The sequence below is a fragment of the Bradyrhizobium sp. HKCCYLS1011 genome, assembly GCF_051167795.1.
Classification (GTDB): Bacteria; Pseudomonadota; Alphaproteobacteria; order Rhizobiales; family Xanthobacteraceae; genus Bradyrhizobium.
Genome location: NZ_JBNPTT010000001.1, coordinates 185042 through 206415, shown reverse-complemented (window position 1 = coordinate 206415; position 21374 = coordinate 185042). Strand labels below are relative to the sequence as shown.

Sequence of the window (21374 nt, the reverse complement as noted above, 5' to 3'; positions counted from 1 at the left end):
GAACCGGCACGCCGCACGACAAATCTGGGGCGCGCCTGCGGCTTTCGCCCGGCGCCCCGATCTCTCATACGAGGACAGCAATGCTCACCCGTCGAACCCTTCTCGCTACCGCAACTACCCTTGCCGCATCATCTGTTCTGGCGCAGGCGCCCGTTACCAACGATCCGGTCGCAATCCTCACGGCGATCTATGCCCGCGCTGCCAGCGGCAAGGGAGATGGCGGCGGCGCGTTCATCATCGAGAGCAAAGCCGCAAAGGCGAAATACCTGTCGAAGTCGCTGATCGCGCTTTGGGCCAAGTCTGACGCGCACACGCCGAAGGGCGATATCGGCCCGGTGGATTTCGATCCTGTCACCAACTCGCAAGATCCGGACGTCGCCTCATTCAAGGTCACGACGGAAAAAATGGAAGCTGACAAGGCGACGCTGGCCGTGGCGTTCACAGGCCATCGCAAAGACCGCAAGGATGAGGCCGAGCAGGTCATTCGCTACGATTTCGTGCGCGAGGCGGACAAGTGGAAGATCGACGACATCAAGGGGGCGATCGAGGATCAGGCCTGGTCGATCCGCGCCATGCTCGCGGACTCCCTGAAGAGCTGAGGAAAAGGAGACGGCGCGATCCCGTGACAAGAGCCGGCGATGACGCAAGAAGCATAGCTGTGATGCGCGGCGCAGCCGCATTGCAGTGTCGCACCTGTGCAAGCCGACCGAAGCGGCTTACATCGGGGCAGCAATACGCGAAAGGTGGCAGCGATGGTCCGCGACAACAAGGAACAAAACCGCTTCGAGCTCGAGGTGGAAGGCCAAATCGCGTTCGCCAATTACCGGCTGACGCCGCAGGCCGTCATCATCACCCACACCGAGACGCCGATGGCGCTTCGCGGGCGCGGCATTGCCTCCAAGCTGGTCAAGGGCGCGCTGGAGCTGATCCGCAGCGACGGACGCAAGGTGATCGCCGGCTGCAGCTTCGTCGCCGTCTATCTGCGCCGGCATCCGGAATACCGCGATCTCGCGGCCTGAACGGACCCGTAAAACTACTGGAAATGCCTCTCCCCGGTGCGTTGTTAACGCAATGGCTACGCGGACAGCGCAGCAGTGTCGGCCGGTCAAACGAACCAGATAACCGGGAGAGACGCGGATGTTCATCGCCGCGATTTTCGGCGCTCTCAAGCGCTACATCCACTACCGCATCCAACTGCTGTATTTCGAGGAGCTCGACGACCGGACCTTGTATGACATCGGCGTCAGCCGCTCCGAGCTTCGCGCCGAAGCGTGGGAGCACGCCGAGCACATGGCCGTTTGAGAATGCGCCGCAAACAGCAATAGGGCCCGCACCATGGCGGGCCCTATGTTTTGTCCGCGTTTCGGCGCAGCCTCTAATGCTTGATCTCCGGCGGCAGCTTGCCGCCATTGGCGGCGAGCTTGGCCATCACCTGCTTGTGCAGCCAGACATTCATGCTTGCGGAATCGTTGGTGTCGCCGGTGTAGCCGAGTTCCTTGGCAAGCTCCTTGCGGGCGGCCAGGCTCGAATCGATATCGAGCGCCTTCATCAGGTCGACGATCGAGGTCCGCCATTCCAGCTTTTCATGTTTGGCCGCGGCCGCCTTGTCCACGATGGCGGCAACGTCGACGCTCTGCGGGGCGGCAGCTGGCGCCGCCGCCGGCGTAGCGCTCGGGGCAGCCGATTCGGTCGCGGGCGCGCTGCCGCCCACCGGTGCAGCCCCGCCGGCCGGCGCCGCTTCGGCGTGGTGGCCGAAAATTGCGCTCATGATTTTTCCAAAGACGCTCATCAATGGCTCCCCAATGGATTTTAGCTAACGCGTGAAGAACGAAGTCGGCTGCTTTTGGTTGCGTGTCAGCGCGAACCGGTGACTCACAGCCAACGACCTGTCGACGCCGGACAGGGCAGCGAAACGTTGAACCTTACCCAAGGCGGAATGACGGCGAAATGACGTATCGTTGTGTGCACCGCGATATAGCCGACCGTCACCCAGCCGTGAGCACGGACAATTGGGTTTTCGAGTATGCTTCTGACTTCAGTTCGCGAATGGCCGTCCTCGGGTTCGTCGCGTCTGGCCAGATCGCGAGCCTGTCTGAAACCTGCGAACGCCGCCAGCCCTGCGGCGGCTGCACGCTGGATCGAAGGGAGCAAACGACCATGGCCACCTATCATAGCAATGTCGCACCACACGCTCGGCCCGGCGATGAGGTCGCGGCCGAGCTGACCATCCGGAACATCGATTTTTCCGATTTGCAGCGGGCGCTGCAGCTCGGCTGGGAAGACTTCAAGGCCATGCCCAGTCACGCGCTGATGTTGTGCGCGATCTATCCCGTGCTTGGCCTGGTGCTGGCCCGGGCGGCGTTCGGCTATTCGGTGATTCCGCTGTTGTTCCCGCTGGCCGCCGGCTTCGCACTGCTCGGCCCCTTCGCCGCGCTCGGACTCTATGAACTGAGCAGCCGGCGCGAGCGGGGAATCGAGGCCTCGGCCTGGGATGCCTTCGAGGTGCTGCGCTCGCCTTCGTTCGGCGCGATGCTCGGACTCGGCACGTTGCTGCTGGCGTTGTTCGTGACCTGGGTGGCGACCGCGCAGGCGATCTATATCGCCGTGTTCGGCTATGGCGGCGCGACCAGCTTTGGCGATTTCATCCAGCATGTTCTGACCACACGACAGGGCTGGTGGCTGATCGTGGTCGGCTGCGGCACCGGCTTCCTGTTCGCGCTGCTGGCGCTGTCCATCACCGTGGTCTCGTTCCCGCTGATGCTTGACCGCCGTGCGGGTGCGCTCGAAGCCATGGTGACGTCGTTGCGGGTGACCGCCAAGAACCCGGTTGCGATCGCAACTTGGGGCCTGATTGTCGCCGCGCTCCTGGTTATCGGGACGATCCCGTTCTTCCTCGGTCTTGCGGTTGTGGTTCCACTGCTCGGCCACGCGACCTGGCACCTCTATCGCGACGTGATTGCGGTCTATCCCAACGCCGTCCGGCTGGCGCCGCCGGCACCTCCGCAGCGCAAACCTGCCGCGGACTTCCCCGCCAATTTGTTCCCCTGGCGATCGCGCGACGACAAGTAGGCATGACATACATGCGTCAAGATCTGCAGCCGGGCCGCCGGTCATCTCGCCGGCGGCCCGCCGTTGACAGGGCGAAGTATTGCAGACGCATCCGCCTGTTAAACAATCCTTATAGTGTTGGATGGACGTTCGACGCGCGTCTCACATACGGCAACGTGATGGGCGGGCCATGTTCTGGCCGCGGTCGCGCCCAAGATGGCGACCCGCTGATATCGGTTGAAATCATTTCGATGACAGGTGCGTTCGATGCCCCCTTCTCGCCTCCTTGCAAGCCTTGTCATGTGCGCCGCGTTTGCCGCGATGCCACTCGGCACAGCCCGCGCGGCGGCGGCGTGCGGCAGCGGCAGCTTTGATGCCTGGCTGACCGACTTCAAGGCGGAAGCGACGGCAAAAGGAATCTCGGCGGCCGCAGTCAGCACAGGCCTGAACGGGGTGACGCTCGATCAGAGCGTCATCACCCGCGACCATTCGCAGAAGGTTTTCTCGCAAACCTTCGAAGAGTTCTCCGGCCGCATGATCCCGCCGCGGCTGACCCGCGGTTCCAACATGATGAAGCAATATGGATCCGTGCTGTCGCGTATTGAGGAAACCTATGGCGTGCCCGGCGAGGTGCTGGTTGCGATCTGGGGATTGGAAACCGATTTCGGCGTCAACATCGGCAAGTTCCCGACCATCCGCGCCTTGGCGACGCTGGCTTACGACTGCCGCCGCGCCGACGAGTTTCGCGCCGAACTGATGGATGCCTTGCGCATCGTGGAACGCGGCGACTTGGCGCCGGCCGAGATGCGCGGCGCGTGGGCCGGCGAGATCGGCCAGACCCAGTTCATGCCGTCTTCGTGGCTGAAGTTCGCGGTCGATTTCGACGGCAATGGCCGGCGCGACCTGATGCGCAGCGCACCGGATGTCCTCGCTTCGACCGCAAACTACTTGAAGGGGCACGGGTGGCAGCGCGGCAAGGATTGGGAACCTAGCGGGCCGAATTTCACGGTGCTCCAGCAATGGAACAAGAGCGACGTCTACGCCCGCACGATTGCAGCGTTCGCGACTCAATTGTCGCACGCCCCCTAGCGAGCATAACAAAAGGCCGACCGCCATCGCGGTCGGCCTGATATCATCGATCGGAGGTGCTTACTTGGCTACCCCCGCATGGGCGGCTTTCGACAGGTGCACCGCGCAGACGCCCATCTTGCCGCTCAGCAAAGCGTCCTGCGCCAACGCCACTTCCTTCTCGGCCGCGAACTTGGCGTCGCCGTCCGCCATCGCCTCGATGGCCGTTTCCGTCTTCTCGAGATTCGAGCCGCTGCAACCACCCCCCACCTTCGCGGCGTGCGCAGGCAGGGCTGTTCCCAGCGCTGCCGCCAACACGGCTACTCCAAAAAGCTTCGTTTTCATGTGATTTCCCCACCTTTTCCACGGCCCCCGACGCCATGCCGAAAGCCATGTGACATTTTGTCGCTGAAGGTTGCTCAACCTCCGAATGAATTCGACGCGAGCAAAATGTGATGCGCGATCAACGCAGAGGCACATGCATAACAGAGCAATTCGATTACAACCCCGTAACGATGCGGCGCAGCGAACGCCGAACTGATAATGAAGATGCAATCTGAGACTGCATTCTTCGATTTTCGGGAGTCTGCGCGGCGCAATTGATCGCGGCGCATCAGAAGGGGAACGCTCGCCCGATCTGGTCTGGGCCCCGGATCGCCGCCGAGCAAGCGAATCACAACCGCTCGCGATGATGTGAGATAAATCGAATTATAATTCACTTTTAATGAACTGAGCGGGCAAGAAAGTGCGCCGCGACAGTCCACGACACCGAATGCACACCGCTCCCGGCCTCCACAAAATACCTCCGAAGGTATTGATAATAAAGGTATTTCTACGGAAAAAGCTGACAGCATCGATTCCTAATGGTCCGTTACCAAAGCTATGCGCTGATCGTTTAGCTGCACCGCAACATCAGCGCTTCTGCAGCGCAACAATCTCTTCTATATTCATTTCAACGATGAGGCTCTGGCGAAGAGCTGAATCGTCGATCTAAGGAGATTTACTATGTTGCTCTCGCTCATCCGCATGATCCAGGCGTTCCGGGAGTATCAGCGCAACGTTGCCGAGCTGTCGCAGCTCAGCGATCGCGAGCTCGCGGATATCGGCCTCGACCGCTCTGACATTCCGCGCGTCGCCGCCGGTCACTACAACGGCTGATCAGCTGCTTCCGACGCCTTGACGGACAGCGCCCGCCTCTTGGCGGGCGTTGTCGTTTAAGGCGTCGCGGTTCCGTGGCCGATCTGGTCGAACGGCGTGCTAAGGCGCATTTCCCTACAGCGGGAAACGCGCTACCTCTGCCCCCATGACTGCGACCAAATCATCTCGCGAACCCATTCATGTGATTGGCGCCGGGCTCGCCGGCTCAGAAGCCGCTTGGCAGCTGGCCGAAGCCGGCGTTGGCGTGATTCTGCACGAAATGCGCCCGGAACGTATGACCGAAGCGCATCGGACGCACTCGCCCGCCGAGCTCGTCTGCTCCAATTCGTTCCGGTCCGATGACGCTGCCAATAACGCCGTTGGTCTGTTGCACGCAGAGATGCGGAAGCTCGGCTCGTTGATCATGCGCGCAGCCGATGCCAACCAGGTGCCAGCCGGAGGCGCTTTGGCGGTCGACCGTGACGGCTTTTCCGCCGCAGTCGGGCGGGCGCTGCAGGAGCATCCCCGAATCGAGCTTCGGCGCGGCGAAATCGCGGACCTGCCTCCGGCCGAATGGGACAATGTCATCGTCGCGACAGGCCCCCTCACCTCGGAGCCGCTCGCCGACGCCATCCGCGCTTTGACCGACGAGGATGCGCTCGCCTTCTTCGATGCCATCGCACCGATCGTGCATAAGGAAACCATCGACATGTCGGTGGCCTGGTTTCAATCTCGCTACGACAAGGTCGGGCCCGGCGGGACTGGCGCGGACTATATCAACTGCCCAATGACGAAGGAGCAGTACGATGGCTTTGTCACCGCGCTGCTCGCGGGTGAAAAGACCGACTTCAAGGACTGGGAGACCAACACTCCCTATTTCGACGGCTGCCTGCCGGTCGAGGTGATGGCGGAGCGCGGCCACGAGACGCTGCGCCACGGACCCATGAAGCCTGTGGGACTGACCAATCCGCACAACCCGACCGTGAAACCCTATGCAATCGTGCAGCTGCGCCAGGACAACAAGCTCGGCACGCTCTACAACATGGTCGGCTTCCAGACCAAGCTAAAGTATGGCGCCCAACAGCAGGTATTCCGCAGCATTCCAGGCCTCGAGAAAGCCGAGTTCGCGCGTCTCGGCGGCCTGCACCGCAACACATTTCTGAACTCGCCGAAGCTGCTCGACGCCCAGCTGCGCCTTCGCGCCCAACCCCGATTGCGCTTTGCCGGCCAGATGACGGGCTGCGAAGGCTACGTCGAATCCGCGAGCATTGGCTTGATCGCAGGCCTCTACGCCGCGGCCGATGCGCGCGGACAACAGCTCACGCCGCCCCCGCCGACCACGGCGCTGGGCGCGCTCCTGGGTCATATCACCGGCGGCCATATCGAAACGATCGACGCCGGGGCGCGCTCGTTCCAGCCGATGAACATCAATTTCGGCCTCTTCCCGCCGCTTGCGAGCGTGCCGACCAAAAAGCCGGACGGCACGCGCCTGCGCGGCAACGAGAAAACGGTGGCCAAGAAGCAGGCGCTCAGCGCCCGCGCGTTGGCCGATCTCGACCGCTGGATCGCCGACCACCTCAATATCGCTGCCGCTGCGTGAGTTTCCGATGAGTTTGCCGAAGGACGACGCCAAAGTGCTGTCGTCGCGCTGGAGCAGCGGAGTTCTGCTCAAGGGCGACGTGTTTTCGATCGTTGAGCGCGGCCGTTTCCGCAGCGACAAGGGCGAGGTCGATGCCGTGCTGCGGCGGCTCGATGAAGTGCCATGGTGGTCGTATCTGCTGGCGCGCCATCTGTTCGCCCGGGAACGCAAGGCACTGACATTGGCCAACGGCCTCAATGTGGGTCCTGAGCTCCTGTGGGCCGGTGACCGCGCTCTGGTGCGCGGCTTCATCGACGGCGTCGCACTTCATCTGGCAAAACCCCGCGGCAATGTCGCCTATTTCCGCTCCGCCAAGCAGACGCTGCGCCGGCTGCACCGCGCCGGCATCACGCATAATGATCTCGCCAAGGAGCAGAACTGGCTGGTCGGGCGCGACGGCCATTGTTACGTCACCGACTTCCAGCTGGCGGCCTGTTTCTCGACGCGCAGCCGCCTCTTCCGCATCGCCGCCTATGAAGACCTGCGGCACATGCTCAAGCACAAGCGGACGTACGCACCGGAGGCGCTGACTCCGAAAGAGCGCAAGATCCTCGCGCGCAAATCCTTGTTCGCGCGGATCTGGCTCATGACCGGCAAGAAGGTCTATCGCGCCATCACCCGCGGCATCTTCAATTTCACCGATCGCGAAGGCGGTGGCCGGCGGCTGGTCAATGATGCACCCGTGTTGATGGAGCTGATCCTCAGAAACCCCGATGTGCGCGACGCCGCGATCGTGGCCTTTGCCGACCGTCGCACCGGGGTCGGCCTTTACGCATTCGTCGAAGCCGACCGGCCCTCGCTCGAGGCTCAGCTCCAGACCGAACTTGCGGCCGCGAAGGGACCCAAACCGCCCGAGCACATCCAAGTGGTTCAGGCGCTGCCGCGGGACGGGGCCGGCAAGCCAAGGACCGAAATCCTGCAGCTCGTTGCCATGAACCAGCTCGACCTGATCGAGCCCATGGTCACGACCGACACCGATCGCGCCTTCCTGAAGGCCATCCTGGATTCCCGCAAGAACCTCCGTGACCGCTTCAATTTCGAGGCTGCGGACGTCAATCTGCAGTCCACCGGACGGTAGCCTCTCAAGGCCTCAATTTCTTGATGCAGGTCGGCTCGCTCTGCGGTTGTGTCGTACACTCCCAGTCCGGCCCGAAACCATTGCCGTTTTCGCTGCGAAAAGGAGGCGGAAACACGAGGTATGCGACCAAGAACGCGGCGACCAACACGGCAACCACGATACCGGCTCTGTTGTGTTCGAAATGCCAACGCAGCCATTCCATTATTGAGGCTTACAACAACCACAGGCTGACGTTAAGCTGCCTGGTATCGATGCAGCTTGCCTCCAATCTGTGGCAAAGCTGATATGATGGTCACTGCCTAAATCCAAGTTGTGTAAGCTGAAGGCGCTTAAGCCCGAGCGCATAAGCCCAAGTCGTGGAGGTCAGATATGGATATCGACACCCGCTCCGCTGGCCCATCCGGTTCGTCCGCGATCGACATCGTGCCGACCGGCAAAGCGCTGGGCGCGGAGGTTCGCAATGTCGACCTCAAACGCCTCGATGACCAGGCCTTCGCTGCCTTGCTGCGCGCCTTCCATGACCATTCTGTGCTGCTCGTGCGCGGCCAGACCTTGTCGGACCAGGATCTCATCGCCTTCAGCCGTCGCTTTGGCGAGCTCGACTGGGCGCCGGTGCAGGAAACTGGCCGCCGTTTCGTCGAAGGCCTGCCCGAGATCTATATCGTCTCCAACGTCAAGCAGAACGGCGAGCCGATCGGCAGCCTCGGCGCCGGCGAAGCGGTCTGGCACACCGATATGTCCTATCTCGACATGCCGCCAATCGCGAGTGCGCTGTATGCGCTGGAGATCCCACCGGTCGGCGGCAACACCTCGTTCTGCAGCATGTATGCGATTCATGATGCGCTGCCGGATGATCTGAAGCGTCGGATCACGGGCCTCAAGATCAAGCATGACGGCACCTACAACAGCGGCGGATTCCTGCGCCAGGGTGTTACCCCCACTGACGATCCCCGCACCTCGCCTGGCGCGATCCATCCTCTGGTCTGCACCCATCCCGACACCGGACGGCAGATGCTGTATCTGGGCCGCCGGCGCAACGCTTATCTGGTCGGCCTGGAGCTCGCCGACTCCGAGGCGCTGCTCGACGAGCTCTGGATCTATGTCGCGCGTCCCGACTTTGCCTGGGAGCATGTCTGGCAGGTCGGTGATCTCGTGATCTGGGACAACCGCTGCACGATGCATCGGCGTGATCCGTTTGACGACAGCTCGAGGCGAATCATGCATCGGACCCAAATCAAGGGAACGGCGCGTCCCGTATGAGCATCGACGCGCGTCCAGATGAGTCGTCTTGACGCGGCATTTGCGGGATCCGCGTCCAACTTTTGACTCATGTTGCCGAACTGCGCCGAGAATTGGCAAATGTCGGCGCAGCCCTCCCGCGAAATGCCGCGCTGAAGAGATAAGCCGGACAAATTACCGTGTTTGATTTCTCGCACTGGTGAAGTGAGGAGATGACGCGGTGAATCTTGCACGTGATGTCGCGGAGAAGGTGTCGGGCAGTCTGATCGAGGTCATCCCGACCGCAAGAGCACTGGGCGCCGAAGTCCGCGACGTCGATCTCAGGTCGTTCGACGACTGGGCCTTTGCCGGCTTCATGCGGGCGCTGCTGAAGCACCAGGTGCTACTCGTTCGCAGTCAGACTCTGTCGGACACTGAACGCGCGGCCCTCGGCCGACGCTTCGGAACTGCGACAATGATCTACACGCCACACGGGACGAGGCTTGGCGAGACGGCCACATTTTCCAGCCTTTACACCGTGTATGATGCCCTACCGCCCCGGCTCAGGAGCCGGATCGCGCACCTCAAGATCAGGCAGCTCGCGTCTGAGCTGGAGAGCCCTCCGCTCCAGCCGGAAGGGCCCGTTCACACCGCAATCAGCGGCAGCGTCCGACCTCTGGTGAGTGTTCATCCCGACACGGGACGCTCGATGCTGGCGCTCGGCTCGCGACGCCATGCCTATCTCGTCGGCCTCGAACTCGCCGAATCGGACGCGTTGCTCGACGAGCTCTGGGAGTTTGCGACCCGTCCGGAGTTCTCCTCGACCCAGCTTTGTCGACAAGGCGATCTTCTGGTCTGGGATGCCCGCTGCACGATCTATCGCACGAATGCCAGCTTCCCGACAGCGCAGCGCCTGCTGCACGGCTCCGAGATCTGGAGCTCGATTGCCCCGAACTGATCCATGAGATCAGCGGTCGCGGAAGGTGACCGTCTTCGACGCACGCCATAACGCCCACAAGGTGGATAGATGCGAACGTGCCTGTGGCTGGAACGGATCATGCTCGGGGCGTGACGCACGCGCAAGGTCGCGCCGCACCAGCGCCAGTGGCAGGAATATCGGACGGATCTCCCGCGGCGCCTCCGCAAGCAGCTCGAGCGCCATGTCCAGGTGCTGCCGCGCCTCTGCGAGCAAGTCGCCCAGCGCCGCACGGAGCGCTGGCGTCTGCCGACCGGCGAAGACCTCCTCAAGGCCGCTGCCGCGACGCTCCAGGAGATCGAGCGGAACGAAGAGCTGACGGTGCGCTGCGTCTCGCGGCAACGATGCGATCACCTGCAGGACGCCCTGTGCAAGCCCGGCATGGCGGGCGAGATGGTCGAGCTCAGGTGACGGGAGAGCCACGATGCTCGCCGCCAACGCAAACAGCGACGCATGTGTGTCACTGAGATAGCCGTCCAGCGCAGCCATGGTGGGCATCGGATCGTTGTAGAGATCGAACTGATGCTCGTCGATCAATCGCGTCAGACGATCGACCGGCAGCGAGAAGGCGCGCACGACCGACAGCAGCTCGGCCGCGACCGGATTGCCCTCGACCCCGCCGTGGTCCTCGCCGGAAAGCGCATCGCTCCACCATTGCAGGCGGACCTCACCCGGCAGCGGCTGGGACACGACGTCCCGGATCCGCGTGATCTCGACATTGAAGGCGTAGAGAGCCAACAGTGCGCGCCGCAGCTCCGGGGCGACGAACAAGGTCGCGGCGTAGCGGCCGAAATCCTGCTCCCGCACCAGTGCCGCGCAGAAGGCGGCGGTATCCGTGTTGGCTCCCGTCTCGCTCATGGAACGGCGATGAGCGCGGCCGCGACGCGCCGCCGCTCGCCGATCATGATGTTGTAGGTGCGGATCGCGGGACCGGTCTGCATGGGGTCCAGCACCACCTTCACCGCACGCAACGCGGCGCGCAGCTCGTTCGGCGGCAGCCAGACCTCCGTTCCGGTGCCGACAATCAGCGTATCGATGCTGTTGGCCGCGTCAAAGACGCGCTTGAGCGAGTAACGGTCGATCTGGCTCGGCTGCGTCACATCCCAGGCCCAGATCGAATCCGGCAGGCACAGCAGAGACCCCCGATGCGACATGCCGGCAAAGACGAAGCCGCCTTTGCCGTAGCCGTCGATCGGCGCCGATCGTGGGAAATGCGGTGCGTCATCTGCTTTGGCCATGTCCGAAACCAACTTGCGGCCCGCGGATATGATCCGAAGGCGAGCTTCGGATCACGCCGATTTCTTCTTTGGCGCCGGCTTGTCGTCCTGCGCCTCGGCGCGGACCGAGTGCACGCCGAGATAGATCAGGATGGGAGACGCGATGAAGATCGAGGTGTAGGTGCCGACCAGCACCACGCCGAACATCATGACTGCCGTGAAGCTGTGGATCGCCTGGCCGCCGAACAGAAGCAGCGCCAGCAGCGCGAGCGTCACCGTGACGTGGGTGATGATCGAGCGTGACAGCGTCGAGTTGATCGATTCGTTGAGCAACTGCGGCATCGGCATCTTCTTGTAACGCCGCAGCATCTCGCGAATACGATCGTAGATGACCACGGTGTCGTTGAGCGAATAGCCGAGAATGGTCAAAAGCGCTGCGATCGAGGTCAGGTCGAAATCGACCTGGGTGATCGACATGAAACCGATCGTGAGCACGATGTCGTGGACGTTGGCGATCATGGCGCCGAGCGCGAACTGCCATTCGAACCGGAACCAGAGATAGATCAGGATCGACACGATCGCGAGCATCAGGCCGAGCATGCCGTAAGCGAGCAGCTCGCCGGACACGCGGGGACCAACGACCTCGACACGGCGGTAATCGACGCTGTCGCCGAGCGCGCCGCGAACCTTGCTAACCGCCTCCTGCTGCGCGGTGTCGCCGCCGGGTTGCTCGGCGACGCGGATCAGGACCTCCGCCGGGCCGCCAAACTGCTGCAGCTGGACTTCGCCGAGCTGAAGACCTGCTAGCGCAGTGCGCATTGCGGCGAGGTCGGCGGTGCCCGACTTGGCGCGGACTTCGAGCAAGGTGCCGCCCTTGAAGTCGATGCCGAAATTCAGGCCATGCGTGAAGAACAGCGTGATCGCGACGATCGAGAGCGTCGCCGAGATCGGGAAGCTGATGCGGCGGAACTGCGTGAAATCGAAATGCGTGTTGTCGGGAACGATGCGCAACGACGGCAGCAGGCCGAGCGCGCTGACCACCGTCAGCACCGCGATCAGGATGCCAAGCCCGATGAGAACCCAGTGTGTCACTTTAGCTCCTAGATTGGCACGCTTTGCGGCCGCTTCCACCGCACCCACCACGCCACGATCAGACGGGTCAGCGTGAAGGCGGTGAAAACCGTGGTGAGAATGCCGATGCCGAGCGTCACGGCGAAGCCGCGCACCGGGCCGGTGCCGATGTAGAACAGCACGGCGGCAGCGATGAAGGTAGTGATGTTGGAATCGAGGATCGTCGCCAGCGCGCGCTTGAAGCCGGCGTCGATCGCCGAGATCGCGTTGCGTCCGCCGCGCAACTCCTCGCGGATGCGCTCATAGATCAGGACGTTGGAGTCCACCGCGATGCCGACGGTGAGCACGATGCCGGCGATGCCGGGCAAGGTCAGCGTGGCATTGAGGAACGACAGAACGCCGAAGATCATCGCCACGTTGACGGCGACGGCGATGTTGGCGAACACGCCGAACAGCCGGTAGGTCAACAGCATGAACACGATGACCAGGATCGAGCCGACATAGGCGGCGAGCTCGCCCTTGGCGATGGAGTCCGCGCCGAGACCGGGGCCGACCGTGCGCTCCTCGATCACGGTCAATGGCGCCGGCAGCGCACCGGCGCGCAACAGGATCGCGAGCTCGTTAGCGGACTGAACCGTGAAATTGCCGGAGATCTGGCCCGAGCCGCCGGTGATCGGTTCGCGGATCACCGGCGCCGAGATCACCTTGTTGTCGAGCACAATCGCGAAGGGCTGGCCGACATTCTCGGTCGTCGCCTGCGCGAATTTCCGCGAGCCTGCCGAATTGAAGCGGAAGGTCACGATCGGCTCGCTGGTGCGCTGGTCGAAGCCGGTTTGCGCGTCGCTGAGGTCGCCGCCGGAGACCAGCACCTGCTTCTTGATCACATAGGGCTGGTTCGGTGACGACGCGCTCTGCAGCACTTCGGAGTCCGGCGGCACACGCCCCTGCAGCGCCTGTTCGGGCGGCACGGACGTGTCGACCATCCGGAATTCCATCTTCGCGGTCTTGCCGAGCAGTTCCTTGAGCTGGGTCGGGTCCTGCAGGCCCGGCACCTGCACCAGGATGCGGTCGGCGCCTTGCCGCTGGATCAGCGGCTCGACCGTGCCGAGCTCATTGATGCGGCGCTCCACGATCTGGATTTCCTGATCGATGGTCTGGCGGATGCGCTCGGTGATCGCAGCCTGTGGGATCGTCAGACGAATAAGGCCATTGCCGGCGTCGGTGACTTCTAGCGAGCGCTGGCCGTTCGAGCCGAGCAGACCGCCGAGCGGTTGCGACAGCTCGCGCAGCTTGGCGAGTGCGGTCGGGACGTCCGTGTCCTTGCTGATCTTGACCTCGACGGCATCGCCCCGGGTGGCAAGGCCCGTATACCCGATCTTGGCATCGCGCAACGCGCGGCGCGCGTCATCGCGGATCGAATCGAGCCGCTCCTTCTTGATATAATTCGCGTCAACTTCGAGCAGCAGGTACGAGCCGCCCTGCAAGTCAAGGCCGAGCACCAGGTGGCGCTGCGCCCAGGCCGGCCAGCTCTTGACGGTGGCCTCGGGAAAGAAATTGGGGACGGCGAACAGGCACACCACAAGCGCCGTGAGGATGATACCCAGCGCCTTCCACCGCGTGAAGTAAAGCATTTGCGTGATCCGTCAGATCAGAGCGACCGGTTAACGCGGCAACGATATGCCGCGAGCCCGTGTAAAGGCGAACTCAGCTCGCCGCTTTTTCGTCCTTCGTGTCAGCCTTGGCGGGCTCGCCCTTGGTGCGGACGCCGGTAATCATCTGGCGCATCTGCCGCACGCGCACGCCATCGGCGATCTCGAACTCCACCTGGTCGTCGTCGACGACCTTGGTGACCTTGCCGACCAGGCCCCCCTGGGTCACGATCGTGTCGCCACGACGGACGTTCTTGACCAGGTCGGCGTGCTCTTTGACCTTCTTCTGCTGCGGCCGCAGGATCAGGAAATACATGATCACAAAGATCAGCGCGAAGGGCAGCAGCGACATCAGCATGCTGTTGGTGTCGCCGGTGGCCGCGGCCTGGGCATAGGCGGGGGTGATCAGCATGCGCTTTGGTCCTCGTGAGATCCGCCTCGTCGAGACGGGAAAAGCCGGCTAGCCGCCTGGCAGCGGGCCGGTCGGTCAGAATTTTGCGCGGAATATAGCGGCCGCGGTCCCAATTGCAATGTGGACCAGCCTTTCATTTAGGCAAGCTTGCGACCCCCGCGTCGGCCCGATATGGCTGCACCGTCAGGAACTTGCAGCATGTCAAAAAAACCAGCCAAAGCCCCGTCCCGAAAACCCGCCAAACCCGCATCGCAAAAGCAACTAAAAGTCGCGGCAAAACGCCTCAGCACGTCAGCCGACGGCACGCCCGAGCGCATTGCCGCAGCACTTGAGGCAATTGCCGCGCATCTCGCCGCCTCTACGCCGGCTTCGGCCCACCCCACCTCCTTCGAGGACGCCGATGCCTTCGTCTGGCACCCGAACGGACGGCTCAACACGGTGCCCCGCGTCAGCCGCGTCGAGATCGATCTGTTGAAGGGCATCGACCGGATGCGCGACATCCTGATCGAGAACACCGAGCGCTTCGCCGAGGGCCTGCCCGCCAACAATGCGCTGCTCTGGGGCGCGCGCGGCATGGGCAAGTCGTCCCTGGTCAAGGCGGCACATGCCACCATCAATCTGGACCGCAAGAATGCCGATCGCTTGAAGCTGATCGAGATTCATCGCGAGGACATCGAGAGCCTGCCTGCGCTGATGGACATCCTGCGTGCCTCCTCCTTCCGCTTCGTCGTGTTCTGCGACGATCTCTCCTTCGACGGCAATGACGCCTCGTACAAGTCGCTGAAGGCTGTGCTGGAGGGCGGCATCGAGGGACGGCCGGAGAATGTGATCCTCTACGCCACCTCGAACCGCCGTCACCTGCTGGCGCGCGAGATGATCGAGAACGAGCGATCCACCGCGATCAATCCGGGCGAAGCGGTCGAGGAGAAGGTCTCGCTGTCCGACCGCTTCGGCCTTTGGCTCGGCTTCCACCGCTGCAGCCAGGACGAATTCCTGGCGATGGTGAAAGGCTATTGCAGCCATTTCGATATCACGGTCCCCGAGGACGAGCTGGAGCACGAGGCCCTGGAATGGGCCACCACGCGCGGCTCACGCTCCGGCCGTGTGGCCTGGCAGTTCGTTCAGGACATGGCCGGACGGCGAGGTGTCAGGCTGACAGGGAAGTAGGCCAACCAGCGGTCATTCCCCGCGAAGGCGGGGAATCCAGTACGCCGCGCCGTCCCCCGGCTCTCGCCCGGGCGGCTGTGGATACCAGGTCGCCCGGTCAAGCCGGGCGACGACGGGAGTGATTGGGCGACAACGGCCTACGCCCCATTGAGGAATTGCAGCGGGTCAACCGGCGACGATCCCTTGCGGATCTCGAAGTGGAGTTGCGGCGATCCCACCTCGCCCGATTGACCCGACTTGGCAATGACCTGGCCGCGCTTGATCGTGTCACCGCGCTTCACCATCAGCTCGCTCGCATGGGCATATGCGGTGACGTAGCCGTTGGAATGGCGGACCAGGACCAGGTTGCCGTAGCCCTTCAATTCGTTGCCGGCATAGGCGACCACGCCGTCCTCCGCGGCTTTCACCGGCGTTCCCTCAGGCACCGCGATGTTGATGCCGTCATTGGCCTTGCCGTTGGTCTTGGCGCCATAGCTGGTGATCACCTTGCCGCGTGCGGGCCAGCGGAAGGTCGGCAGCGCGCTGGTGGTCTCGGCCGGCTTGGCCGGCTCTTCCTCCTTCTCAGGCGCGGGATTGGCCTGGGCAAGGCGCGCGCTCTGCACCGGTCCCGCCGTGGCAAGCCTGGTCGTCGGCGCCGGCGCCGGCACGGTCGCAGCCGCCTGGGGTACAGCTGCGACCGGAGCTGCGGGCGCGGCCACCGCCACCGACTTCCCGGGGACGGTCAGCCTGGCACCGAGCTTCAGGGACGAGGTCGGCGCAAGGTTATTGGCGTGTGCGAGTTCGGCGACCGAGATATGGTTGTGACGGGCGATGCCGGCCAGCGTGTCGCCGCGATTGACGAAATGCACGCTCGGTGGCGCAGGCGCGGCCACTGCGACCGGCTTGGGAGCGACGGGAGCCGCCGCGATATGTGTCGCTGCCGGCGCCGCCGCGACCGCGCCGGGATTCGGAATGATGAGCTGCTGCCCCGGCGAGAGTGCGCGCGGTCCTTTGTAGCCGTTGGCAGCCAGAATCTCTGCCGGCGTCACGTGATAGCGGCGCGCCAGGATTTCGAGCGTATCGCTGGTGCCGACGATGATCTTGGTGACACCGGCGGGACGGGCGGCAGCGACCGAGCGCGGCGGCAGGGTGCCGGTGGTTTCGAGACGCGGTTGTGGCGGGGCCGCATAGGACGGCGCCGGGATTGGCGCTGGCGGCGCATAGGAGGCGACGCCGCGGCCACCGGCGGATACCCCGCCCGAACCTCCGCCGGAGGCATAAGTCTGCGGCGCCGTGACAGCCGGCGGCAGCGCCGCGGACGAATAGGCGGCCGGAGCTGGCGGATTATATTGCTGACCGTACTGCTGCGGCGCAGCCCGGCGCTCGATCGGCGCGGGAGGCTGCACGGAGCCCGTGGCATCCGACGCAAACGGATTGGAAAACGAATTCTGGGTTTGCGACAGCCGCGTCGACATATCGCCGCTGCAGCCGGCAACACCGAATGAAATCACCGCCAGCGCCCCGACCTGCTGCAGGCGACGTGAGCGAAGCAACTCGACGATAACGGGCATGGTTACTCACTCGTACGCAACAAACTACGAATTTGAGTAAACACGCCGGCGGTAAATAACCGCTTAAGCAGCCGATAAGCTGTTGTCAGCCCTGCTAATCCGCAGGTTTAGAGTTCGCGTGCAATGCCCGGAATTGCCGGCACAAATCGCACATCGACAAGCTCTTTTCGTTCAAACCCTTCGGCCTTTCGGATGACGCGCACAAGTGTTTGGACACCGTGGTGCGGCCCGACTGGCGCGATCAGGATACCGTCAGGCTCGAGCCGATCGAGCAGGCTTTGCGGAATTTCCTCCATCGCCGCCGTCACGATGATCCGGTCGAACTGCCCGGCGCCAGGGGGAATCGAAAAGCCATCCCCCAACATGACCTCGACATTGAAGCAGCCCAGCTTCTCGAGACGCTCCCGCGCCGCATCGGCAAGCGTTCGGAAGCGCTCGATGGTGAGCACGTGGCCGGCCAGCCGCGACAGGATCGCGGCCTGATAGCCCGAGCCGGTGCCGATCTCGAGCACGCGGCTGGTCTTCTGCAGCTTCAGCTGCTCAGTCATGTAGGCCACAACGAAAGGTTGGCTGATGGTCTGGCCGCAAGCGATGCCCAACGCGCTGTCCCGGTAAGCATCGGCCCGGTCGGCAGCAGCAACGAACTCTTCCCGCGGCACCTCCTCCATGGCACGCAGAACGGCTTGATCGCTGATTCCCCGCCGACGCAGGGTCAGCTGAAACATCATCTTTTCCGGAGGAGCTTTCGGAGCCATCGCCGTCTCGGTTGCACCCATGGATCATAAGCCTCATGTTGGGGCGAAGCATCGATTTTCCACGGCAAACGGCAGGTAGCATCGACCTCTGATCGCGCAAAATCTGTTCCGTCGCGGGAACCAAGCACGAGATCTCGCCGTTTAGATGCCCGGGATCGTTGCCTACCAGCGCCAGAGAGGTCACAGCTGGGATGGCCGTCTTGGGGACAACGCTGTTGACGTTGCGCCGTTTGCCGTAATTTGCGAACGTCACTCCCGATAAAGGCGAGGACTGCATTCATGACTGCACCGCGGCCACCACGCGGCTCCGTGTTTCTGGTTGAAGATGAAGTCATGATTAGGATGATGGTGGCCGACATGCTCGAGGAGCTCGGCTACACCGTCGCGGCCGAAGCCGGCGAGATCGGCGAGGCGATGCGGCTTGCCGAAAGCACGTATTTCGACGTCGCCATTCTCGACGTGAACGTCAACGGCAAGGTCATCTCCCCGGTCGCTGATGTCATCAAGGCGCGCAATCGCCCGTTCATCTTCGCCACAGGCTATGGCTCGGCGGGGCTCCCGGAAGAATACCGTGACCGCCCTGCTCTGCAGAAGCCATTCCAGCTGGAGACGCTGGGCAAAGCGATCGAGAACGTCCTGCGTGGCGGGACATCGTCCTGAGTTTACTGTCCGAGGATTCCGCCTAACGTGATCGAGAACGCCTCGTCGGTGCGGTCTAATCGGAGCGGGGTCACCGAAACATAACCTGCTGCGAGCGCTGCCAGGTCCGTGCCCTCGTCCGGAGTGTCCAGCGCGGCGGCCCGTTCAAAGCCGATCCAGAAATAGGGATTGCCCCGGCCGTCGCGGCGCTCATCGACATTGAGAAAACCGAGATTGCGTTTGCCTTGGCGGGTCACACGGATGCCTTGGACCTCCTCCGGCGGGCGCGCGGGAAAATTGACATTAATCACGGTATTCTTCGGCACCCCTGCTTCGAGCACCTTGCGGATGATCTGAGGGGCAAATTTGCGCGCACTGTCCCATACGGGCTTGTTGCGCGTCTCCAGCGAGAACTCCTGTGACAATGCAAACGCGGGTAGCCCGAGGATGGTGCCTTCGAGCGCGCCGGCGATCGTGCCGGAATAGACCACGTCCTCGGCGACGTTGCGGCCCCTGTTGACACCGGAGAGCACCACATCTGGCAGCTTCGGCTTGAGGATGTGCCGAACGCCCATGATCACGCAGTCGGTCGGCGTTCCCCGCACCGCAAAGTGGCGCGGGCCGACCTCACGCAGCCGCAACGGATCGTTCAGGGACAGCGAATGCGAGACCCCGGACTGGTCCAATTCGGGCGCGACCACCCAGACATCGTCTGACAATGCGTGCGCGATCTCTTCGACGACCTTCAGACCGGGAGCATGAATGCCGTCGTCATTGGTGCAGAGAATGCGCATGCGTCCGGCCACCTCTCGAACAGAGTCAAAAATCGGGTTACCGCTGTCTTATCTGCTGCGGGCGAGCGAGGCAAACCGCGGCGACACGGAAAAATCTCGTGAATGAGCAACGGCGTAGCGGGAGCTGTCGCATTTGCTTAATGGCGGATCCGCCATTGCGGCAGGAACTTCGCAAGCCGTCCCTCGGTCTGCAGCTGAAGACGCTCGCTCCGCGCGCTGGCCGGTTTCACAGGCTCGCTCGCATCGAGCTGTTCGGCCGATTCCTGCGCAGCTTTGGGAAAGCGGGCACGGGCGGCCGCAAGCGCCTTCTCGAAGTCAGCCTCGTTGAACCAGGTGAGCCCGCGCAGGCCCTCGCGCAGATCGTTCGCCCAGATCCGGGACCGATCGAGGTCAAAAGCCCCCTGCAGCCGCTGGTCCACGGCCTGAATACCGTGACCGGTGACGGCCCATTGCCTGCCGATCCAATAGATATCCCGATGCAGGGGCATCGATCACGGCTCTGCGAAGCGAATGCTTAAAGCAGAAACCCAGGATATCGACCGCCGGCGCTAGCGCAACCTTGGGAAGCATTGGAGGCGATAAATTCTCGCCGCGCTAGCCCTCCGCGGCAACCACCTTGAGCCCGCCCATATAAGGCTGCAGCACGTCCGGCACCGCGATCGAGCCGTCCTCCTGCTGGTAGGTCTCCATGACCGCAATCAGTGCACGACCGACGGCCGTGCCTGAACCGTTCAGGGTATGGACGAAGCGCGGCTTGCCGTCACTGCCGCGGTAGCGGGCGTCCATGCGGCGGGCCTGGAAATCGCCGCACACCGAGCAGCTCGAAATCTCGCGGAAGGCACCGCCATCGCCCTGCCCCGGCATCCAGACCTCGATGTCGTAGGTCTTCTGCGAGGAGAATCCCATGTCGCCGGTGCACAGCGTGATCACCCGGTAGTGCAGGTCGAGCTGCCGCAGCACCTCCTCAGCACAGGCCAGCATGCGCTCATGCTCGTCCTTGCTGGTCTCGGGCGTCGTGATCGAGACCAGTTCGACCTTGGTGAACTGATGCTGGCGGATCATGCCGCGGGTATCGCGTCCGGCAGCCCCCGCCTCGGCGCGGAAGCACGGCGTCAACGCGGTGAGCCGCATCGGCAGCTCCTTCTCGTCGACGATCTGCTCGCGCACGAGATTGGTCAAAGTGACCTCAGCCGTCGGGATCAGGCCGAGCCGATCGGTCTTCAGCCGCTCATCCGGCGAGGCCAGCAGCTCGCCCTTGATGGCCCAGAACTGATCATCCTCGAATTTCGGCAACTGCCCGGTGCCGAACATCACGTCATTGCGCACCAGCAGCGGCGGATTGATCTCGGCATAGCCGTGCTCGTTGGTATGCAGGTCGAGCATGAACTGCCCGATAGCACGCTCGAGCCGCGCCAACCCTTTCTTCAGCACGACGAACCGTGCGCCCGAGAGCTTCGCCGCGGACTCGAAATCCATATAGCCGAGGCCGGCGCCGAGATCGTCGTGCGGTTTGGGCGCGAAGGCATAATTCCGTTTGGCGCCGAAGACGTGGCGCTCGACGTTGTCGTGCTCGTCCTTGCCGTCGGGCACTTCGTCCAGTGGAAGATTAGGGATCGCGGCGAGCTCGCGGGCCAGCTCCTCATCGGCCTGCTTCGCAGCCGCTTCGAGCTCCGGCATCGTGACCTTGAGCTTGGCGACCTCCTCCATCAGCGCGCTTGCGCGCGCCTCGTCCTTGGCCTTCTTGGCCTCGCCGATCTCCTTCGACGCCGCGTTGCGCCGCGCCTGCGCCTGCTCGGAGGCTAGGATTGCCGCACGCCTGCGTTCGTCGACAGCCAGCAGCTGCGCCGATAGCGGCATCAGGCCGCGACGCGTCAGCGCCGCGTCGAAGGCTTGCGGGTTGTCACGGATCGATTTGATGTCGTGCATGATCGTTCGGTCCTGGAACGAAGAATACGG

At 63.3% G+C, this 21374-nt stretch carries 24 protein-coding genes; 12 read left to right on the top strand and 12 right to left on the bottom strand.

Annotated features, from left to right (window positions below):
* Window positions 1–80: 80 nt before the first annotated feature.
* The 3 genes from ACQR1W_RS00970 (at window position 81) to ACQR1W_RS00960 (ending at window position 1302) form a co-directional block, all read left to right on the top strand.
* Entirely contained in the window at window positions 81–599 is a 519-nt protein-coding gene (locus tag ACQR1W_RS00970; RefSeq protein WP_434849696.1) for a DUF3828 domain-containing protein, read from the top strand.
* Between the two features lie 144 nt (window positions 600–743).
* Complete coding sequence (locus tag ACQR1W_RS00965) at window positions 744–1019, top strand: GNAT family N-acetyltransferase (RefSeq protein WP_434849074.1); 276 nt, start codon at window positions 744–746, stop codon at window positions 1017–1019.
* A 118-nt stretch (window positions 1020–1137) separates the two neighbouring features.
* Window positions 1138–1302, top strand: a complete 165-nt coding sequence (locus ACQR1W_RS00960; RefSeq protein ID WP_434849073.1) for a DUF1127 domain-containing protein — start codon at window positions 1138–1140, stop codon at window positions 1300–1302.
* Window positions 1303–1375: 73 nt separating this feature from the next.
* Here the strand turns inward: ACQR1W_RS00960 and ACQR1W_RS00955 are convergent, their stop codons facing one another.
* Window positions 1376–1789, bottom strand: a complete 414-nt coding sequence (locus tag ACQR1W_RS00955; RefSeq protein WP_434849072.1) for a DUF3597 domain-containing protein — start codon at window positions 1787–1789, stop codon at window positions 1376–1378.
* 368 nt (window positions 1790–2157) lie between these two features.
* On the opposite strand from ACQR1W_RS00955, the gene ACQR1W_RS00950 reads away from it, so the two are divergent.
* Window positions 2158–3069 carry a DUF2189 domain-containing protein gene (locus ACQR1W_RS00950; RefSeq protein WP_434849071.1) on the top strand — a complete coding sequence of 304 codons (912 nt, stop codon included), beginning with the start codon at window positions 2158–2160 and terminating at the stop codon, window positions 3067–3069.
* Between the two features lie 279 nt (window positions 3070–3348).
* Window positions 3349–4137: a lytic murein transglycosylase gene (locus ACQR1W_RS00945; RefSeq protein WP_434849695.1), complete on the top strand. Its 789-nt coding sequence runs from the start codon at window positions 3349–3351 to the stop codon at window positions 4135–4137.
* Between the two features lie 60 nt (window positions 4138–4197).
* Here ACQR1W_RS00945 and ACQR1W_RS00940 read toward each other — a convergent pair whose 3' ends face one another.
* Window positions 4198–4461 (bottom strand): hypothetical protein, encoded by a 264-nt coding sequence (locus ACQR1W_RS00940; RefSeq protein ID WP_434849070.1) that lies wholly within the window; start codon window positions 4459–4461, stop codon window positions 4198–4200.
* Between the two features lie 660 nt (window positions 4462–5121).
* Between ACQR1W_RS00940 and ACQR1W_RS00935 the strand changes: the two genes are divergently transcribed.
* The 5 genes from ACQR1W_RS00935 (at window position 5122) to ACQR1W_RS00915 (ending at window position 10146) form a co-directional block, all read left to right on the top strand.
* A complete protein-coding gene (locus tag ACQR1W_RS00935) occupies window positions 5122–5274 on the top strand; it encodes a DUF1127 domain-containing protein (protein ID WP_083841365.1) in 153 nt (50 codons plus the stop codon).
* 145 nt (window positions 5275–5419) lie between these two features.
* A complete protein-coding gene (gene trmFO, locus ACQR1W_RS00930) occupies window positions 5420–6853 on the top strand; it encodes a methylenetetrahydrofolate--tRNA-(uracil(54)-C(5))-methyltransferase (FADH(2)-oxidizing) TrmFO (RefSeq protein ID WP_434849069.1) in 1434 nt (477 codons plus the stop codon).
* A gap of 7 nt (window positions 6854–6860) precedes the next feature.
* Entirely contained in the window at window positions 6861–7970 is a 1110-nt protein-coding gene (locus tag ACQR1W_RS00925; protein ID WP_434849068.1) for an AMP-binding enzyme, read from the top strand.
* Between the two features lie 369 nt (window positions 7971–8339).
* Window positions 8340–9230, top strand: coding sequence for a TauD/TfdA dioxygenase family protein (locus tag ACQR1W_RS00920; protein ID WP_434849067.1), 891 nt, complete (start codon window positions 8340–8342; stop codon window positions 9228–9230).
* A gap of 199 nt (window positions 9231–9429) precedes the next feature.
* Window positions 9430–10146: a TauD/TfdA dioxygenase family protein gene (locus ACQR1W_RS00915; protein ID WP_434849066.1), complete on the top strand. Its 717-nt coding sequence runs from the start codon at window positions 9430–9432 to the stop codon at window positions 10144–10146.
* Window positions 10147–10155: 9 nt separating this feature from the next.
* On the opposite strand, the gene ACQR1W_RS00910 is transcribed toward ACQR1W_RS00915, so the two are convergent.
* The 5 genes from ACQR1W_RS00910 to yajC form a co-directional block, all read right to left on the bottom strand.
* Window positions 10156–11022, bottom strand: coding sequence for a phytoene/squalene synthase family protein (locus tag ACQR1W_RS00910; RefSeq protein ID WP_434849065.1), 867 nt, complete (start codon window positions 11020–11022; stop codon window positions 10156–10158).
* Window positions 11019–11402: an Mth938-like domain-containing protein gene (locus tag ACQR1W_RS00905; RefSeq protein WP_434849064.1), complete on the bottom strand. Its 384-nt coding sequence runs from the start codon at window positions 11400–11402 to the stop codon at window positions 11019–11021. The genes ACQR1W_RS00910 and ACQR1W_RS00905 overlap by 4 nt, the downstream gene beginning before the upstream one ends.
* Window positions 11403–11453: 51 nt before the next feature.
* The gene (secF, locus tag ACQR1W_RS00900) at window positions 11454–12473 is read right to left on the bottom strand and encodes a protein translocase subunit SecF (protein WP_434849063.1); all 1020 of its coding nucleotides are present in this window, start codon (window positions 12471–12473) and stop codon (window positions 11454–11456) included.
* An 8-nt stretch (window positions 12474–12481) separates the two neighbouring features.
* Window positions 12482–14083 carry a protein translocase subunit SecD gene (gene secD, locus ACQR1W_RS00895; RefSeq protein WP_434849062.1) on the bottom strand — a complete coding sequence of 534 codons (1602 nt, stop codon included), beginning with the start codon at window positions 14081–14083 and terminating at the stop codon, window positions 12482–12484.
* Window positions 14084–14156: 73 nt separating this feature from the next.
* Window positions 14157–14513 carry a preprotein translocase subunit YajC gene (yajC, locus tag ACQR1W_RS00890; protein ID WP_434849061.1) on the bottom strand — a complete coding sequence of 119 codons (357 nt, stop codon included), beginning with the start codon at window positions 14511–14513 and terminating at the stop codon, window positions 14157–14159.
* A 198-nt stretch (window positions 14514–14711) separates the two neighbouring features.
* Here yajC and ACQR1W_RS00885 point away from each other — a divergent pair, with 198 nt between their 5' ends.
* Complete coding sequence (locus ACQR1W_RS00885) at window positions 14712–15680, top strand: ATP-binding protein (protein ID WP_434849060.1); 969 nt, start codon at window positions 14712–14714, stop codon at window positions 15678–15680.
* A gap of 137 nt (window positions 15681–15817) precedes the next feature.
* Here the strand turns inward: ACQR1W_RS00885 and ACQR1W_RS00880 are convergent, their stop codons facing one another.
* Window positions 15818–17230: a peptidoglycan DD-metalloendopeptidase family protein gene (locus ACQR1W_RS00880; protein ID WP_434849059.1), complete on the bottom strand. Its 1413-nt coding sequence runs from the start codon at window positions 17228–17230 to the stop codon at window positions 15818–15820.
* A 107-nt stretch (window positions 17231–17337) separates the two neighbouring features.
* Window positions 17338–17985, bottom strand: a complete 648-nt coding sequence (locus ACQR1W_RS00875; RefSeq protein ID WP_008968530.1) for a protein-L-isoaspartate(D-aspartate) O-methyltransferase — start codon at window positions 17983–17985, stop codon at window positions 17338–17340.
* A gap of 279 nt (window positions 17986–18264) precedes the next feature.
* Here ACQR1W_RS00875 and ACQR1W_RS00870 point away from each other — a divergent pair, with 279 nt between their 5' ends.
* Window positions 18265–18645: a response regulator gene (locus tag ACQR1W_RS00870; protein ID WP_008968531.1), complete on the top strand. Its 381-nt coding sequence runs from the start codon at window positions 18265–18267 to the stop codon at window positions 18643–18645.
* Window positions 18646–18647: 2 nt separating this feature from the next.
* Here the strand turns inward: ACQR1W_RS00870 and surE are convergent, their stop codons facing one another.
* The 3 genes from surE to serS all read right to left on the bottom strand — a co-directional run bounded on the left by surE (window position 18648) and on the right by serS (window position 21344).
* Window positions 18648–19418 (bottom strand): 5'/3'-nucleotidase SurE, encoded by a 771-nt coding sequence (gene surE, locus ACQR1W_RS00865; RefSeq protein ID WP_434849058.1) that lies wholly within the window; start codon window positions 19416–19418, stop codon window positions 18648–18650.
* Window positions 19419–19555: 137 nt separating this feature from the next.
* Window positions 19556–19906 (bottom strand): hypothetical protein, encoded by a 351-nt coding sequence (locus tag ACQR1W_RS00860; protein ID WP_434849057.1) that lies wholly within the window; start codon window positions 19904–19906, stop codon window positions 19556–19558.
* Window positions 19907–20012: 106 nt separating this feature from the next.
* Window positions 20013–21344: a serine--tRNA ligase gene (gene serS, locus ACQR1W_RS00855; RefSeq protein ID WP_434849056.1), complete on the bottom strand. Its 1332-nt coding sequence runs from the start codon at window positions 21342–21344 to the stop codon at window positions 20013–20015.
* Window positions 21345–21374: the final 30 nt, after the last annotated feature.